The sequence below is a fragment of the Streptomyces sp. NPDC052101 genome (genome assembly GCF_040680235.1).
GTDB lineage: Bacteria > Actinomycetota > Actinomycetes > Streptomycetales > Streptomycetaceae > Streptomyces.
On record NZ_JBFAWH010000023.1, the window covers coordinates 100,641 to 118,778 of the forward strand.

10 protein-coding genes are annotated in these 18,138 nt (G+C 73.0%); 5 read left to right on the forward strand and 5 right to left on the reverse strand.

What is annotated here, in order from left to right:
• Positions 1-22: 22 nt before the first annotated feature.
• Entirely contained in the window at positions 23-1,246 is a 1,224-nt protein-coding gene (gene lhgO, locus AB0L75_RS32190; protein ID WP_365188067.1) for an L-2-hydroxyglutarate oxidase, read from the reverse strand.
• A gap of 89 nt (positions 1,247-1,335) precedes the next feature.
• The gene (locus AB0L75_RS32195; RefSeq protein ID WP_365188070.1) at positions 1,336-2,760 is read right to left on the reverse strand and encodes an MFS transporter; all 1,425 of its coding nucleotides are present in this window, start codon (positions 2,758-2,760) and stop codon (positions 1,336-1,338) included.
• Positions 2,761-3,484: 724 nt separating this feature from the next.
• Here AB0L75_RS32195 and AB0L75_RS32200 point away from each other — a divergent pair.
• Positions 3,485-5,560: an asparagine synthase-related protein gene (locus AB0L75_RS32200; RefSeq protein ID WP_365188072.1), complete on the forward strand. Its 2,076-nt coding sequence runs from the start codon at positions 3,485-3,487 to the stop codon at positions 5,558-5,560.
• A gap of 120 nt (positions 5,561-5,680) precedes the next feature.
• Positions 5,681-9,046 (forward strand): BTAD domain-containing putative transcriptional regulator, encoded by a 3,366-nt coding sequence (locus AB0L75_RS32205; protein ID WP_365188075.1) that lies wholly within the window; start codon positions 5,681-5,683, stop codon positions 9,044-9,046.
• Between the two features lie 70 nt (positions 9,047-9,116).
• Here the strand turns inward: AB0L75_RS32205 and AB0L75_RS32210 are convergent, their stop codons facing one another.
• A complete protein-coding gene (locus AB0L75_RS32210; protein WP_365188078.1) occupies positions 9,117-11,021 on the reverse strand; it encodes a sigma-70 family RNA polymerase sigma factor in 1,905 nt (634 codons plus the stop codon).
• A 316-nt stretch (positions 11,022-11,337) separates the two neighbouring features.
• Positions 11,338-12,108, reverse strand: coding sequence for a helix-turn-helix domain-containing protein (locus tag AB0L75_RS32215; RefSeq protein WP_365188081.1), 771 nt, complete (start codon positions 12,106-12,108; stop codon positions 11,338-11,340).
• Between the two features lie 378 nt (positions 12,109-12,486).
• On the opposite strand from AB0L75_RS32215, the gene AB0L75_RS32220 reads away from it, so the two are divergent.
• Positions 12,487-13,866, forward strand: a complete 1,380-nt coding sequence (locus tag AB0L75_RS32220) for an NAD(P)/FAD-dependent oxidoreductase (protein WP_365188083.1) — start codon at positions 12,487-12,489, stop codon at positions 13,864-13,866.
• A gap of 131 nt (positions 13,867-13,997) precedes the next feature.
• On the forward strand, positions 13,998-15,644 hold the full coding sequence (locus AB0L75_RS32225; protein WP_365188086.1) for a SpoIIE family protein phosphatase: 1,647 nt from the start codon (positions 13,998-14,000) through the stop codon (positions 15,642-15,644).
• A gap of 94 nt (positions 15,645-15,738) precedes the next feature.
• Here the strand turns inward: AB0L75_RS32225 and AB0L75_RS32230 are convergent, their stop codons facing one another.
• Entirely contained in the window at positions 15,739-17,028 is a 1,290-nt protein-coding gene (locus tag AB0L75_RS32230) for an MFS transporter (protein WP_365188089.1), read from the reverse strand.
• A 110-nt stretch (positions 17,029-17,138) separates the two neighbouring features.
• Between AB0L75_RS32230 and AB0L75_RS32235 the strand changes: the two genes are divergently transcribed.
• A complete protein-coding gene (locus AB0L75_RS32235; protein ID WP_365188092.1) occupies positions 17,139-17,690 on the forward strand; it encodes a MarR family transcriptional regulator in 552 nt (183 codons plus the stop codon).
• The last annotated feature ends 448 nt before the right edge of the window (positions 17,691-18,138 follow it).

Below are 18,138 nucleotides of genomic sequence, written 5' to 3' on the forward strand. Positions count from 1 at the left end.
GTGCTTCCGATTTTACGGCGCCCTACGAGGACGCCCTCTCCAGCATGTCCAGCACCCGACGCCCGACCTCCCGCCCGATCGGCAGCGAAGCAGTGGCCGCCGGAGACGGTGCGTTCAGCACATGCACCGCCCGGCTCCCCTCCCGTATGAGGAAGTCGTCCACCAGCGTCCCGTCCCGCAACACCGCCTGCGCCCGCACCCCGGCGGGGGCCCGCACCAGGTCGTCCGGCTCCACCCCGGGCAGCAGCCTCCGCACGGCCTCCAGAAACGCCCCCTTCGACAGCGAGCGGTGCAGCTCCCCCACCCCGTATCTCCAGTGCCGCCGGGCGATCTCCCACGACCCCGGCCATGCCACGGTCCCGGCCAGCTCCCGGGGGCGTACGACCCCCCAGCCGTACCCCTCCCGGGCCAGCGCCGGCACCGCGTTGGGTCCGATGTGCACGCCCCCGTCGATGCCCCGGGTCAGATGGACCCCGAGGAACGGGAAGGCCGGGTCCGGCACCGGATAGACCAGACCCCGCACCAGCTCGGGCCGCGCCAGCTCGTAGTACTCGCCGCGGAACGGCACGATCCGCACCTCGGGCTCGTCCCCGGTCAGCCGCGCCACCTCGTCGCAGTACAGCCCGGCGCAGTTGACCAGCACCCGCCCCCGCACCACGTCCCCGGCCGAGGTGAGCACGGCCACACCGCGATCGGGGCGCCGGTCGATCCGTACGACCCGGGCGCCGTACCGGATCTCGGCTCCCGACGCCGCCGCGAGCTGCCGGGCGACCCCCACGAAGTCGCACACGCCGGTCGTACCGACGTGTATGGCGGCGAGGCCGCGGACCTCCGGCTCGTACTCGCCGATCTGGGTGGGGCCCAGCTCCCGCACCGGAATGCCGTTCTCCCGGCCGCGCTGCACGAGCGCGTGCAGGCGCGGCAGCTCGTCCCGCTCGGTGGCGACGATCAGCTTGCCGGTGACGGCGTGCGCGATGCCGTACTCGGCGCAGAACTTCACCATCTCGGCGGCGCCCCGCACCCCGTACCGCGCCTTGAGCGAGCCCGGCCGGTAGTAGATGCCGCTGTGGATGACCCCGCTGTTGCGCCCCGTCTGGTGCCGGGCCGGACCCGGCTCCTTCTCCAGGACGGTGACCCGCGTACCCGGCTTGGCCCGCGTGATCGCATACGCCGTGGACAGCCCGACGATCCCCCCGCCCACGACGAGCACATCACAGTCGTACGCCCCGACCGGCACCTGCACCACCTCCCACCTCGATAGTGCACTGCGCCACTGACAATGCCTTTGTGCACTGCACCACTGACAATGCCTTCAAACGCAGGTGGCGAGGGTTCTCAGGCCGGAGCCATCAGCAGCGGCCGGGCCCGCTCCCGCAGCTCCACCACCCGCGGCTCGTCGCCGTACGGCTCCAGTCGGTGCAGCAGATCCTTCACGTACTCGGTGGTCCGGGCCGAGGAGATCCGCCCGGCCACCTCCACGGCCCGTACGCCCTGCTCGCACGCGGCGTCCAGGTTGCCGGACTCCAGCTCGGCGACGGCCGACACCACCAGCCGCAGCCCGTGCGAGCGCACGAACTCCTCCGTCGGCTTCGACAGCGCCTGCTCGGTGAAGCGCCGCACCTGCCGGGGTGCCTTCAGGTCCCGGTAGCATTCGGCAGCATCGGCGGCAAACCGGTCATACCCATAAAAACCAAGCCAAGAAGGATCGTTGTCCCCCTCCCGGGATCGTTCGAGCCACCCCTCCGCGGCCTTCAGCGCCGCACCCGCCGCCTGCGCGTCCCCGGCACGCGCGTGCGCCCGCGCCTCCACCAGCCGGAAGAAACTCATCGTGCGGGCGGTCGCCAGCCCCCGGTTCCGCTCCAGCGCGGCCTGCGCCAGGTCGACCCCTTCGTCGCCGAAGCCGCGATAGGTCGCCTGGAGCGACATGGAGGCGAGCACATAGCCGCCGAGCGGCACGTCCGCCGCCGCGCGCGCGAGCCGCAGCGCCTGGATGTAGTACCGCTGCGCCGCCTCCTGCTGGCCGGTGTCGAAGGCCATCCATCCGGCGAGCCGGGTGAGTTCGGCGGACGCCCCGAACAGCGCGCGGCCCACCTCGTCGGAGTAGGAGCCGAGCAGCAGCGGCGCCGCCTCCACCCGCAGGCACTCCGGCACCATCGACGAACGCCAGTCCCCGCCGCCGTACTTGGAGTCCCAGCGCCGCGCGTCCTCGGCGGCCTCCCGCAGCTTGCGTACATCGCTGTGGCCGACTTTGATCGGTGCGCCGGAACCCTCGGTGGAGCCCGTCTCCCGCGCGACCGAGCTGTCGGCGGGGGTTATCAGCCACCGTGAGGCAGGCGTTGCGTATGCGCTCACTGCGAACGATCCGGCGAGGGACTGCCAGATGCCGCCGGAGCCGGCCCGGCGCCCGGCGAGGTCGAGACGGTACAGCTCCGTCGCCGACCGCACCGCCTGCCCGACGTCTCTGGGGAAGGCGAGGCCCACTTCGGGCGCGGGATCCGCGTCCGCCAGGCCGATCTCGTGGAGCGGCACCGGGCGGCCGAGCTTCTGGGCGATGGCGGCGGCGATGAGGTGCGGCGCCGCACCCTGCGGCACCATCCCCTTCGACACCCATCGCGCCACGGAGGTCTTGTCGTAGCGAAGAGTCAACCCGCGTTGTGCGCCAAGGTCGTTGACGCGTCGCGCGAGTCCTGCGTTGCTGATTCCCGCGAGGGCGAGAACGGCGCCGAGCTTTTCGTTCGGCCCGCGTTGCTCCCTGGACATGCGCCACCCCTCGACACAGACGGCTGCCGCGCTGGCATAACCACTCGGCATTCGTAAACCCAGCGTAGTTCGCCGCATCCCAAGCGTTAAGGGGCATTGTTCCGGATGGCGGGATTGTGGTCCGTACGGAAGTGCGGTCATGTACGCACCGTGCACGGCCTGTCGCCGCGTGCCCCCGCATGTGTGGCCGTGCGCCTGTCCGTGCGCTCTTCTCCGGCCACCGGGGGAGCGGTTCCATGGCTCTTGCGTGGGTCGGCCCGCTGTACTGGATCCAGTGGGCTGGGGGACACCGCCACCTTCATCCCCGCGGGTGGCGGACCGGTCCGGGAGGCGATGCCCGCCTCCCGGACTGTGCGCGTGTCCGCGCCGCCGCGCTCTCCGAAGGCCTGTACGGAGCGTGCTCAAATTCTGTGCCGCTTCCTATGTTTGGCCGAAAATCGACCCCGCTCGACAGGGTTGAATTTCCGCTGCGACCATGCAACTTCAGGGCGCTAAGGGCGTCTTGAGGGAGCGCACAGGGGGCGCATTCGCGTCGTACTTCTCGTGAACAGCCGACGTCCGGCAGGGCCCGCGTCCGTCGACTCCTCCTGGTCTCCCCGCACGTTCGGCTCGGGCTTGCCTCGATCGAAGCCGGTGCCGCCGCCCCTCCACAGCGCGTCTTTCATGGCAGCATGAGGATCCAGTTCTCAGGGAGCACTGTTGTCCACAGCCTGTGGAGGCGTCGATGCGGTGGTTGGTGGGTTGGAGCAGCACCGCCGCGGGCGTCGCCGGGATCGGCAGCGCGGGCGCCACCGGTTACGACGGTGAGACCCTGCACCCGGTCGGCTCCCAACTCCTGTGGGGCGACCCGGATCCGCTGTGGGCCGTCGGCGACTGGCGCCCGGACGAGGTCCGCGTGGTGAGGGCCGACGCGGACAACCGCATCGCCGTCCTCGGCATCTGCGGCGCCTCCGACGAGGAGCTGCGGCGCGGCCTGTTCACCGCGCGCGGGGGCGCGCTGCGCCATCTGACCACCTGGCCGGGCAGCTACACGGCCGTCGTCCAGGTCGGCCGCCGCATCACCGTCTGCGGCGATCTCGCCGGCGCCCGCCCGGTGTTCCACACCCCCTGGGCCGGCGGCACGGCCTACGCCACCGCAGCGCTGCCCCTCGCCGACCTCGTCGAGGCCAACCTCGACTTCGGCCACCTGGCCGCCCTGCTCGCCGCCCCCGACGTACCGGCCGCGCTGCGAGACACCACCCCGTACGAGGGCGTACGGCGCGTTCCGCCGGGGCATGCGCTCGTGCTGCGCGCCGGGGCGCGCGAGATCGCCGGGTACGAGCCGGTCGCCTCCCTCGCCGTGGCCGCGCCCCAGGCCGACAGCGACCGCGCCGTGGACGCCGTACGCGACGCCCTGGTCGAGGCAGTCCGCACCCGGCTGTCCGCCCCGCGCCACGTGCCCGACCTCGACCCCGGTCCGGTGCCCGGCATGGGCCCGGCCGAGCGGCGGGCCCGGCGCGGCATGCCCGTGCCCGGCATCGGCGCCGACCTCTCCGGCGGCCCCGCCTCCGGCACCCTCGCGCTGCTCGCCGCGGGGCTGCCCGGCAGACCCGGCACGCTGCTGGGCCACGGCACGGGCGCGGGCGAGCGGCTCCTCGCCGTCACCTTCAACGACCTGGCCGTCGGCGGCCGCGAGGCCGAGGTCGAACGCGCCGGAGCCCTCGCCGCGAACCCGCGCCTGCACCACGTCGTCGTCACCGGCGCCGAGGAGACCCTGCCGTACGCCGACCTCGACGGCCCCCTCACCGACGAACCCGGACCCTCGCTGGTCACGGCCGCCCGGCACCGCGCCCGGCTCGCCGCCGGCAGCGCCGACCACTTCACCGGCCACGGCGCCCGCCAGGTCCTGGACGCCCACCCCGCCCGCCTCGCCGACCTCCTCATGGACCGCAAACGGCGCCATCTGGTCCGCCCGGTCGCGGCCCTCGCCAAGGCCGACGGCTCGGTGATGGTCCCCGCGCGCGTGTACGGCGCCGCCCGCCGGCTCGCCCGCACGCCCTACCGGGGCGGCCTGGAGGCGCTGGCCGAGCGGCTGATGCGGCGCCGCTTCGACGAGCCCAAGGGGGCCGTCGGCGCCTCCCTCGCCGCACTGACCTGGGCCGGACCGGGGCCGGCGGCCCGCTGGCTGACCGGGGAGGCGCTGGCCGAAGTATCGGTTCTGCTCCAGTCGGAGGCGGTCCGCTCGGCAACCGGCGTGCAGCGCCCCGGCGACTACCGCGCGCGTGCCGCCCTCGCCCGCCACGCCGCCGACCTGCGCGTCCTGGAACAGGCCGCCGAGATCCGCTCCCAGCGCCTGCACGCGCCGTTCCTCGACAACCAGGTCGTCCGCGCCTGTCGTGCCCTCCCGGAGGCCCTGCGCGTCCAGCCAGGCGCTCGTTCCTCGATTCTCCGTACGGTCCTGGAGGGCGCCGGCGTCACCGACCTCCCGCCCGGCTGGGGCGCCCCCTCCCACGCCTCCTCGGCGGCAGCCGCACGTGCGGGCCTGCGCGTATCGGCGGACCCCTTGCTGGACCTCTTCTCCACCCCCCTGCTGGCCGACGCCGGCCTGGTGGAGGCCCGTGTCATCCGCGAGGCCCTGAGCGCGGCCGCCGCCGGCGACCCCGTCCCCCTGGACGGCCTCGCCGACCTCATCTCCCTCGAACTGTGGCTCCACCGCCTCCTCTCCCGCCGGGGAACCTGCTGGACGGGGACACCGGCCCGCGCCCGCGCGGTGCCCTCCGGCATCCAGCCGAGGCGGGGAGCCTTGGCCTCCGGCGCCTGAGCGGCCAGGGAACTGCCGCGCCGCCGACTGCCGGGCGCGGCCGTAGCCGCGGGACAGCGCGGGCGAGCGAAGCGGTGAAACCCCGTCGCACCACCCCGCACCCCCCGCGACAATGACCAGGTGCGGTACAGGATCCTGGGCGTGACCCAGGCGGCGGACGACCAGGGCATCCCCATACCCATCGGCGGCCCCCGCCTGCGCACACTGCTCACCGCCCTCGCCCTGCGCCCCTCCCGCACCACCACCCCCGAAACCCTGATCGACGAGATCTGGGCGGACGACCCACCCCACGACGCCCCCGCCGCTCTCCAGGCCCTCGTCGGCCGCCTCCGCCGCACCCTCGGCCGTCACACCATCGCCTTCACCGCGGGCGGCTACCGCCTGGAGGCGACCGAGGACGACGTGGACCTGTACGCCTTCGAACGTCTCGTCCGCACCGGCACCGAGGCCCTCGCCACAGCCGACCCGGCCACCGCCCACCGCACCCTCACCGAGGCCCTCGCCCTCTGGCACGGCCCCGCCCTCGCCGATCTCCCCGACCGCACCGCCGCCACCCGCCCGGAGGCCCTGCGCCTGGCGGCGACCCGCGCCCGGGCCGCCGCCGCCCTCGACCTCGGCCGCGCTCCCGACGTCGTACCGGAGCTGACGGAGCTGACGGCGGCCCACCCGTTGGACGAGCCGCTGCACGCCCTGCTCATCCGCGCCCTGCGCGACACGGGCCGCACCGCCGACGCCCTCGCCGCCTACGAGTCCGCCCGCCGCACCCTCGCCGACACCCTCGGCACCGACCCGGGCCGGGAACTCAAGGCCCTGCACAGGTCGTTGCTCACACAGCGGGAACCACACCCGCGGCCGACTCCACAGCCGAACCCGCACCCACAGCCGGATCCGGAGCCGCCGAAGCCGTCGGCGTCCGCTCAACCCCCCGAGCGCACCGGCAACATCCGCCCCCGCCTGACATCGTTCGTCGGGCGGGAACCAGAACTCGAAGCCATTCGTTCCGACTTGCACAGGGCCCGCCTCGTCACGCTCACCGGACCGGGCGGCTCCGGAAAGACCCGCCTCGCCGAGGAGGCCGCCGCAGCGCTCCCCGCGGCATGGCTGGTCGAGCTGGCCCCGCTCGACCATCCGGAGGCGGTGCCCGGCGCGGTGGTCAGCGCCCTCGGTCTGCGCGAGACCGCACTGCTGACCAACGAGCTGGCGCCCCAGCAGGACGACCCCGTCGCCCAGCTGATCGAGTACTGCGCCCCGCGCAGCCAACTCCTGGTCCTTGACAACTGCGAACATGTCATCGGCGCGGCAGCCGCCCTCGCCGAGACCCTCCTCACCCACTGCCCCGGGCTCACGATCCTCGCGACCAGCCGTGAACCCCTGGGTGTCCCCGGTGAGTCGGTGCGCCCGGTCGAGCCCCTCGTCCCGGAGCAGGCGCACCGGCTGTTCGCCGAGCGCGCGAAGGCCGTCCGTCCCGACGCCGCCGCGGTGCTCGCCGACACCGGGGCCGTGGCGGAGATCTGCCGCCGGCTGGACGGGCTGCCGCTGGCCATCGAGCTGGCCGCCGCCCGGCTCAGGCTGCTGACCCCGCGGCAGATCGCCGACCGGCTCGACGACCGCTTCCGCCTGCTCACCTCCGGAAGCCGCACGGTGCTGCCCCGCCAGCAGACCCTGCGCGCGGTCGTCGACTGGTCCTGGGACCTGCTGGACGAGCGCGAGCGCACGGTGCTGCGCGAGGTGTCGGTGTTCGCCGGCGGCTGGGACCTCGCGGCCGCCGAGGCCGTGTGCACCGGCCCGGCGGCCGACCTGATCGGCGCCCTGGTCGACAAGTCCCTGGTCATCGCCGCTCCGGACGCCTCCGGCGGCGGCATGCGCTACCGCATGCTGGAGACCATCCACGAGTACGCCACCGAGCGCGCGGCCGAGGTCCCCGGGCTGCGCGCCGCCACCGAGCGACGGCACCGCGCGTGGGTGCGGGCGCTGGTCGAGGAGGCCGAGCCGCGTCTGAGGTCGGCGGACCAGCTCCCCTGGATCTCCCGTCTGGAGAGCGAGCTGGACAACATCCGGGCGGCCCTGGACCGGGCCGTGCGCGCCGGCGACGAGCCGGAGGCGGGGGCGATCGTCCTGGCCATCGGCTGGTTCTGGTGGCTGCGCAACCACCGTCAGGAGGCGGTGTCCCGGGTCCGGCTCGTCCTGCGCCTGAGCGCGGCCCTCGACACCCTGGCGACCTCGGACGCACCGCAGGACCCCGCAGCCGGCGGGAGGGCGACGGGGCTGATGGAGCTGGTGGAGTCGGCCGACCCGGTGGGCGCCCTCCTCGCCGCGCCCGACGGCGAGGCCGGGCATCCGCTGCGGGATCTGCGGATGGATCTGCGGATGCTCCACCTGTTCCTGACCTCCGAGACCGGCACCGGGCATCTCGCGGCCGACCCGCGCGCCCCGGAGTACATCGCGCGCGTCCGGGCCGCCTTCGAGCACGGCGGTCCCCGGTCCGCCCGGCTCCCGGGCATCGTCTGGCCGTTGACCTCCTACTACCTGAGCGGCTCCATCGACGTCGGCCCCGACATGGCCGCGGCCGTCGCCAACTGCCGTGCGTACGGCGGCGACTGGGAGATCGGCGTCTCCCTGATGTACCGCACCCACATGACCGTCGACTCCCCGGGCAACCTGCGGGGCGTGGACGAGGATCTCGCCGAGCTGCGGACGCTCAGCCGGCGCGTCGGGGACCGCTGGATGCGCGCCCAGGTGTGCAGCGCGGCCGGCGAGGCAGCCATGGCACGCGGCAGGTTCGGCGAGGCCCGCGGTGAGTACGAGGAGGCGCTCCGCCTCGCCTACGAGGTGGGTGCCTACGCCGAGTCGCCGTTCCTGATGGCCCGGCTCGCCGAGATCGCCTACCGCTCCGGCGACCCGAAGACCGCGCTGGCAGCCCTGGACGAGGCGGCAGCGGCCGCCGACCGGTACGCCGTGCCGGAATCGCGTGACTTCGTGCTGCTGATGCGCGCCCACATCGCCCTGCACGACGGGGACACCGCAGCCGCCCGCGAGCTGTACGAGGCGTCGCGCGTGGTGACGCACCGCGGCACCCCGCCACCGCAGTTCATGGCGGCCCTGCGCACCGTCGAGGCGCTGCTGGCCGCCGCCGAGTCGGGCCCCGCGCACGGTCTGCCGATCGTCGCCGAGGCGCTCCGCGAGGCCGTGGCCCAGCGCTGCGCGGAGTCGATCACGGCGGGACTGGTGGACATCGCGGCCGGTCTGCGCGCCCGGGGCGGCGACCTGGCCGGTGCGGTACGGCTGTTCGCCGCCGCGGACCACTGGCGTGACGGCAATCTCCGTCCCGAGCCGGAGCACAGCGAGGCCACCCAGGCGCAGGCCGAGGCCCGCGCTGCCCTGCCGGCCGAGCGGTACGCGGCCGAGCGCGCCCGGGGCGCGACCCTCGACGCGGCCGATGTACTGCGGGACCTGGGCGCCACGGAGACGACCACCGAGCCCGGCTAGCCACGGCGGCCCCGACCAGCCACGGCGTCCGTGGCTTCACCAGTCTCCCGGCTGCGCCAGCCTCCCGGCTCTACCGGCAGGTGAACCGGGACTCCGCCCAGTCCGCGAGGGCCGCCCGGTCGAGGAAGTTGCTGTGCGGCTGCACGACGAGCCGTACGGTCCTGCGCCCGGACAGGTCCACATGGACGGGCACGACCTGGTCACGTCCCTTGACCATGCCGGACTGCCACAGCCGGACCCCGTCGGCGTAGACGGAGAAGGACACCTTGCCGAGGCCGAGCGTCATGTCGTCCACGCCCGCCAGCGCGTCGTAGGCGGTGCACTGCCGGTTGAGCGCGACGGTCACGGAGGACTCGCCGTGCACGGTCACCCCGCGCGCGTACTGCTTGCCGCCGATCGACATGCCGTAGCGCTGCCACACCCAGCTGCTCTCGCCGAGCTGGATCACGGGCCGGGTGCCGTCGCCGTCGACGTCGTAGCTGAGGTCGCTCACCTCGTAGACGGTGGGCGTCGGCGGCGGAGTGGGCGCCGGGGTCGGTGGCGGCGTCGGTGCGGGGGGCGGCGGCGTGGGGGTGGGGGTGGGAGTCGGCCGGGGCCTGGGCGTCGGCTTGGGCGAAGGTTTCGGCGTGGGCGTCGGTGCCGGGGTGGGGGCCCGCTCCGGGGCGAGCACCACCGGCGCCGGTGAGGGCTTCTTCCGCGACGGGGTCGGCTTCGGCGCCGGGGGCTGCACGACCGGCGCGGACGGCGCGGGCTTCGCCACCTCCTTCGCCGGCGGATGGCTGTCGTTCACCAGCGCCAGGGCCACCGCGGCGGCGGCCACCGCGACCACACCGGCCGCGATCCCCGCCTTCACCGGCGCCCCGAGCCCCTCCGAGGCCGCGGCCCCGCCCGCGCCACCGGCCCCGCCGGACGACCCGGTGGCCGCGGCAGCCGCACCCGCCGCCCCGACCCCGGCGCTGCCGGCGACGATCCCGAGCGCCTTGGCGTACCCGGCGGCCCCGAACCAGCCGATGACCGCGACCGGGACGACACCGGGGATACCGCCGGCGACCTCTTCGATCTGCGCGGCCGCCAGCCGGCACCTGCCGCATTCCTCCAGGTGCTTGCGCAGGCCCCGCTCGGCGCGGACGCGCAGTTTGCGGCGGGCGTAGCCGCCGAGCTGGTCGGCGTAGCGGGCGCACTCCTCGTCACCGGAGAGCGAGGCGCTGACGTGGGCCTGGAGATAGGCCTGCTTCAGGCCCTCGCGCGCGCGGCTGGCGAGGACCCGGGTGCCGTTGGCGTCCAGTCCGAACAGCACGGCCACATCGCTCGGGGACTCGTCCTCGATCTCGGTGTGCCACAGCACGGCCTGCCAGCGTTCGGGCAGCGAGCGGAAGGCCCGCATGGCCATGGACTGCTCGGCCTCGTGCATCGCGCGCACATCGGCGCCGAGGCCCAGTGTGTCGTCGGCGGCGGCCTCCGAGCCCCGGGCGGCCTGCTGGGCGAAGGTGGCGAAGTCGTCGACGAGCTGCTCACGCCGGGCGGACCTGGTCCAGTGCGCGGCGACGCGCCGCACGGACGTCAGCAGATAGGCGCGGACGGCGTGCCGGGGACCGGATCCCCCGCGCACCGCCTGCAGCATCCGGGCGAACACCTCGGCGGTGAGGTCGTCGGCGGTGTGCCCGTCCCGGCAGCAGGTGCGGGCGTACCGCCGTACGGCGTCCGCATGCCGCCGGTACAGCTCCTCGTACGCGGAGTCGTCACCGCCGCGCATCCGCTCGATCAGCTTGCCGTCGTCGGGCGGCCCCTCCCGGGGCGGCGGCAGCGCACTGCCCTCGCGCTGGGCCGGTACGCTCTCGTGGCTCCGCCCGCCGGAGGAAGCCGGACGGCCGCCCTGATGGGGCACCTGACGCGGTACCTGGGGCGAGGTCGGCCCGGTGGCGGACTCCGCGCCCGCGTCGTCACCGCGTGACTCGTCCCACCCGTCAACGCTCATCGCGGAAAGCCCCCGACGCCGGCCCAGCCCAACCCGTCACCGGCTCAGAGTGCCACATTGCCTTTTGTTCAAGGACCCCCTGTTCACCGCATCCACTCATCCGAGGGCCCTGGCCAGCACAGACCTACGACCACTACCCGAACGGGTGAGCCGCAAGACGGGTGAGCTGCGAGACGGAATGCCTCAGACACGGGGACGCCTCTGGCGCAGGCGGCGCGGCAGCTTCCCCGGGGGCGCGGGGAACTGCGCGACCAGCCCCCACGCACCCGCAGTCCGACGACCACATGCACCGCCCACTCCGAACCGACCCCGGCCCCTACATCGGCCGAGACCGAAGCCCCTCCAGCAGAATGTCCAGCAGCCGCGCACTCGCAGCGGCCTGCTGCGTCGGATCCGGCAGGGACGGCGCCGCCGTGGCGATCACCAGCAGCACATCGGACACGGACACATCCGCCCGCAGTTCCCCGGCCGCCCGAGCCCGCTCCACCAGCTGCCCGACCACTTCGAGCAACGCCCTGACCCCGCTGTCATCGGCAGCACCGGAGGCTTCTCCGGGCACCAGCCGAAGCTCACCCGCCCCCGGCTGCACCCGCTGCTGAGGCACCCGGGCCTCTTCAGCGGCGCCCGCCGAAGCACCCGACCCGGCCGAACCCGTGGAGCCGACGAGCACCTGGGGCGGCAGCAACCGCCCCGCCCCCGACGCCACCGAGGTCCGCAGGAACCGCGACAGCGCCGACCACGGCTCGTCCTCCTGCCCGAGCGCGGTCCGCGCCTGCTCGGTCAGCCGTGCCGTCTCCTCCTCGGCTATCCGCCGGACCAGCACGTCCTTGCTGGGAAAGCGCCGGTACACCGTGCCGACCCCGACCCGCGCGCGCCGCGCCACGTCCTCCATCGGCGCGCCGTAGCCCAGCTCGCCGAAGACCTCACGCGCCGCACGCAGCACGTGCTCCAGATTGCGCTGTGCGTCGACCCGCAGCGGCGCCGTACGCGACCCGTCCCCGCGTCCGTTGCCCGCCGCCGGGCTCACCGCCCCGCCTGCGGACGCGATGGCGGCTGCGGATGACCAATGTGTGTCCTGAACATGCATGTGTTCCCCCGGTAATGACGTCTCCCCCCGGAGACTCTCCCCGTCACTGAATCGGGAGTGCGTGGAACTGACCTCGGTCTCGACCGGGTCCGCCCGTCGCGATACCCGTTCGACCACATTCCCTACACCCCGTCGACACACGAACATAGTTGAGAGGAAGTCAATTCAGAAGGGGCAGGTTCCGCACAGTGCGCCCCCCGATCGGAGTACGGGTCTCGTACGTCCCCTTTCCTCACCTTCGCGCCCCATCGCCCGCCCCCGCTGACCTGCCCCCTTTCGTCCCGTCCCGACACCGGCGCCGACCGCGGGCACACCCGGCCGCCAGTCACACAAATTGCCGGGGCTGTGGACAAACAACTGCGCCGGGTGCGTCATGGGATGGTGAAGGAACGTGCGCGCATTCTGGTTGTCGGCGGCGGCTACGTCGGGATGTACACGGCCCTGCGTCTCCAGCGGAAGCTGAAGAGCGAGCTGAAGCGGGGTGAGGTCGAGATCACGGTCGTCACCCCCGACCCCTACATGACGTACCAGCCGTTCCTTCCCGAAGCGGCCGCGGGTTCGATTTCCCCTCGTCATGTCGTCGTACCGCTGCGCCGCCTCCTGGACCAGTGCCACGTCGTCATCGGAGAGGTCACCGCCATCGACCACGCGGTGCGCACCGCCGCCGTCTCCACGCTCGCCACCGCCGAGGAGGGCAGAGCGGCCGAACTCCTCGGCTACGACGAACTGGTGCTCGCCCCCGGCTCGATCTCCCGCACGCTGCCCATCCCGGGCCTCGCCGAGTACGCCATCGGCTTCAAGACCGTCGAAGAGGCCATCGGCCTGCGCAACCACGTCATCGAGCAGATGGACATCGCCTCCTCCACCCGCGACCCCGCGATCCGCGACGCCGCCCTCACCTTCGTCTTCGTGGGCGGCGGCTACGCGGGCGTGGAGGCACTCGCGGAACTGGAGGACATGGCCCGCTACACCGCGCGCTACTACCACAATGTCCGCCCCGAGGACATGAAATGGATCCTGGTGGAGGCCTCCGACCGCATCCTGCCCGAGGTCGGCGAGGAGATGGGCCGCTACACCGTCACCGAGCTGCGCCGCCGCAACATCCAGGTCCTCCTCGGCACCCGCCTGGACTCCTGCGCCGGCCGTGTCGCCGTCCTCAGCGACGGCCAGCGCTTCCCGACCCGTACGGTCGTGTGGACCGCCGGCGTCAAACCGCACCCGCTGCTCGCCGCCACCGATCTGCCGCTCACCGACCGCGGCCGGCTCAAATGCACCGCCCAGCTGACCGTCGACGGCACGGAACACGCCTGGGGGGCCGGAGACGCGGCGGCCGTACCCGACGTCACCGCCGCCGAGCCGGGCACCGAGACCGCCCCCAACGCCCAGCACGCCGTACGCCAGGCCCGCACCCTCGGCGACAACATCGCCCACGCGCTGCGCGGCGAACCCCTGCAGACGTACGCCCACAAGTACGTCGGCTCGGTCGCCTCCCTCGGCCTGCACAAGGGCGTCGCCCAGGTCTACGGCCGCAAGCTGAAGGGCTACCCTGCCTGGTTCATGCACCGCGTCTACCACCTCAGCAGGGTGCCCACCGTCAACCGGAAAGCCCGGGTCCTGGCGGAATGGACCCTTGCCGGACTCTTCAAGAGGGAGATCGTCTCGCTCGGTTCACTCGAACATCCGCGAGCGGAGTTCGAACTCGCGGCCGGTGGAAAGCCTCCTCACAGCCCCTCGGACGACCCGAAGGGGTCGTCCTGACCGGACCCAGGAACTCCCCGGCTCGCCCAGGCGTCTGACGGATGTCGCCGCGGCGCGCCCCCTGCCAGACTGCCCCACGTCCGCGGACGGACCACCCACCCGTCCTGAGCACCCACGAGGCTTCTTCCCAAGTGAACTTCACGCGCTGGAGCGCCCGGCTCCCCGGAACGCAGCGCCGCGCCGCCGCGCGGACCGAGACCCCGGTCTCCCCGGACCGGCGGGGGGAAGGCTCCGTGCCCGCGGCCCGCGCCGAACAGCCGGCCGGCGAGACACCCCCGGTGCCCGCCGTCGACGAGCTGCCCGCGCGCGACGTCCTGGACCGCGTCCCCGCCCTGGTCGCGCTCGTGTACGGCCCGGACCACCGCATCGCCTATGTCAACGACGCCTACACGACGGCCTTCGGCGCCCGCCCCACCGGCTCCCCCGCCCGCGAGGCGCTGCCCGAACTCTCCGAACTGGGCCTGCTCCCGCTCCTCGACCAGGTGCTGCGCAGCGGCAAGCCCCGCACCCTGAAGTCCCGCAAGGCCGTCGACGGCCGCTCCTACACCTTCACCTGCACCCCTGTCGCCGAGGACGGCGACCGCGACGGCGGCGTCCTCGTCTTCGCCACCGACGTCACCGACCACGCCGAGGCCGCCGAACGGCTGCGCGCCAGCGAGCGCCGCCAGCGCGAGACAGCGGTCACCCTCCAGCACTCCCTCCTGCCCCAGGAACTGGAACAACCCGACGACCTGCGCATCGCCGCCACCTACCATCCGGGCGGCACGGAAGCGGCCGTCGGCGGCGACTGGTACGACGTCATCACCCTGGGCGGCGGCCGTACGGCGCTGGTCATCGGCGACGTGATGGGCCGGGGCGTCCGCGCGGCCGCGGTCATGGGCCAGCTCCGCACGGCCGTCCGCGCCTACGCCCGCCTCGACCTGCCCCCGCACGAGGTGCTCCAGCTCCTCGACGGCCTCGCCACCGAGATCGACGCCAACCAGATCGCCACCTGTGTCTACGCCGTCCACGACCCCAACGAGGGCCGACTGGTGTACGCCTCCGCCGGGCACCTGCCGATCCTGGTCCGCGACGAGAACGGCACGGTCTCCCGCGCCGACGAACCCACCGGCCCACCACTCGGCACCGGCGGCTGGATGCACGCGTCGGGTTCGATCGCGCTGGGCCCCGGGTCGACCGCGGTCCTCTACACGGACGGCCTGGTCGAACGCCGCGACGAGGACCTGGACGAGGGAATCGCCTCCCTGGAACACGCCCTGGCCGGCGCGACCGGCACCCCGCAGGTCGTCTGCGACCGCCTGGTCCGCTCGGCCGGCGTCACCGCCGACCACGACGACGACGTCGCCGTCCTCGTCCTCCAGCACCCGGCGCGTACGGGCCCCGACGGTGACCTCTTCCGCAACGCGGCGCTGGAACTCCTCGGCGGCATCGAAGCGGCTCCCCGCGCCCGTGCGTTCGCCTCCGGCGTGCTGACGAGCTGGCGCTTCCCGGTCGAGTTGCACGACCTCGGCGTCCTCGCCGCGAGCGAGCTGGTCGCCAACTCCCTCCAACACGGCACCCCACCCATGCGGCTCCGGCTCCGCCGCACCGACCGCCGCCTGATCATCGAGGTCACGGACGGCGACGACCACCTGCCGCGCCGCCGCCGCGCAGAGCCGGGCGACGAGTCGGGCCGCGGCATCGCCATCGTCGCGACGATCGCATCCCACTGGGGCTGCCGCAGAACGCCTGGCGGCGGCAAGGCCGTGTGGTGCGAGTTCGTACTGCCGAAGGGCTAGGCGCCGTGAGGGTGCGGGGCCGCCGTGTTCGGGGCGCAGCGGCACCTCACAGCGAGCAGCGCCCCGGACGTGCCCCGCACCAGCACCGGGTGCCTTACGCCTCCGCGGTCACCGGCTCGGCAGGCGCACCGCCGCGCGTGACCACCCGAGTCCCGCGCGCCAGCCAAGGCCGGTCCTGCACATCCGTAAGCCGCCGCCCCAGCCGCAGCGCCAGCACCGTGATCCCCAGCGAGAACAGCAGGAACGTCACGATGTACGGCGCGTGCAGCGAGGCCCCCAGCGGCCCGCCCACGGCCGGCCCAACGGCCAACGCCAGCTGCTTGACCAGCGCAAACGCCGAGTTGTACTGACCGGCCATCCCCTCCGGCGCCAGATCGGCCACCAGCGGAGCAACCGTCGGCGACAGCATCGCCTCACCCAGCCCGAACAGCGCGTACGTCGACACGAACGCGGCCGTCGCCATCTCCTGGCTGCCGTGGCCCAGCCCCGCGTACCCCGCGGCCAGCCAGGCGACGGCCCAGATCAGCCCGACACCGGCGATCACCCGGGACCGCCGATGCCGCTCCACGAACCTCAGCACGGCGAACTGGGCCACCACGATCATCAGCGTGTTCGCGGCCAGGGCCGTCCCCAGCGCGGACGTGGATATCCCGGCGGCCTCGACGCCGTACGCGCTCAGCCCGGACTCGAACTGGCCGTAGCAGGCGAAGAACAGCACGAAGCCCAGCACACACAGCTGCACCATCGCCCGGTTCCCGAGCAGCCGCTTCCAGCTGCCCTTCGCCGACTGCGCCGGCGCGTCCTCCAGCTTCGGCGAGTGCGGCATCCGCACGGTCGCCATCACCACGACCAGCAGCAGGAACATCGCCGCCTCGATCGCGAACAGCAGCGTGAACGACGACACGCGCGTGGTGTCGACGAGGTGACCGCCAATGAGCCCACCGACACCGAGCCCCAGGTTCTGCAGGAAGAACTGCATCGCGAACGCCCGCGACCGCGTGTCGGCCGACGAGCAGTCCACGATCATCGTCGCCAGCGCCGGCTGCATCACGGCCTGCCCGGCACCGAGCGCCGAGGCCGACAGCAGTACGGCGGCGGCGCTGCCCGCGAGGCCCAGGCTCAGCGCGCCGAGCGCGGCGGTGACCAGGGCGGCGAGCAGGACCGGCAGAGGGCCGCGCCGCACGATCGCCCGGCCGGCGAACGGCAGCACGATCAGCGCGGCCACGGCGAAGACGGCGAGCACGAGTCCCGCCGTCATGGCGCCCAGACCCCGCACCTGCGCCACATAGACGTACAGGTACGGGACCGTGAAGCCGAGCCCGAAGGCGCTGAGTGCGTTGCCCACGTGGATCCGGCGCATCGCTGCGCCCATCGCCCTGGTCACGTTCACCTCTCTCACTAGTTAGATCTGAAGACTTCAAAGCTAAAGTTCGAAGCTAAAGACTACACAGTGAAGGACTTCAAGGCAAAGGGGCTGCGTGCCATACTGCGCCCATGGCCGACACCGCCCCCGACGTCACAGAGCCGACCCTCGAAGAGCAGATCGCCGCCTACCAGCGCGAGTTCCAGGCGCTGGACCCCCAGGTGGAGAAGATCGTGTCGGCGCTGTCCCGGCTCAACCGCCGGATGAACGTCGCCTACGGCCGCCAGACCTCTGCCCTCGGCATCAGCAACGCCGAGTGGGAGGTCCTCAAGGCGCTGGTCCTCTCCGGTGCCCCCTACCGCTTGGGCCCCAGCGACCTCGCCAAGCGCCTCGGCCTCACACCGGCCGCGATGACCCACCGGATCGACCGCATGGTCACCGAGGGGCTCGTCACCCGGGAGCGTGACGAGTCCAACCGCGTTCGGGTGATTGTCGAGCTGACCCCCGAGGGCCGTGAGAAGTGGCTGGAGGCGATGCGCCTGGCGACCGTCTTCGAGGAGGACCTCCTCCAGGACCTCACCCCGGCGGAGCGCGCGGTGCTCGGAGAGGTCCTGACCAGGCTCCTGCGCAGGGTCGAGCACGCCCAGCCGGACGCCGGCGGTCGCCTCAGCGACCTCGACTGAGGTTGTTGGAAAAGATCTTGACGGGAGAGGGTTGACGCGCTCCTGCCCGTTCCGTAAAGTTCTCCGGGTTGCCACGGGGCCGTAACGGTTCTTCGGCAGCACCTCCGCCGCCTCGAGCGGCACTCCTCAGATCATCAGCACGATCTCCCGTACGGGTTGATTTCGGCGTGCCCGAATTCAATTCGAATGGAAGCCCGGCGGCCCGATTGGGAATCGCCGAGCGGATCCGCTAAGGTTTGAGACGTCGGAACGGCCCAACGGCCGGGAAGACAAGCCCCCCTGACTGGGAGTCAGACGCCGAAAGGATCTGATAGAGTCGGAACCGCCGGAAAGGGAAACGCCGAGCGAAAGCTAAGCGAGAACCTGGAAAGCACCGAGGAAATCGGATCGAGAAAAGATCTGATAGAGTCGGAAACGCAAGAACGAAGGGAAGCCCGGAGGAAAGCCC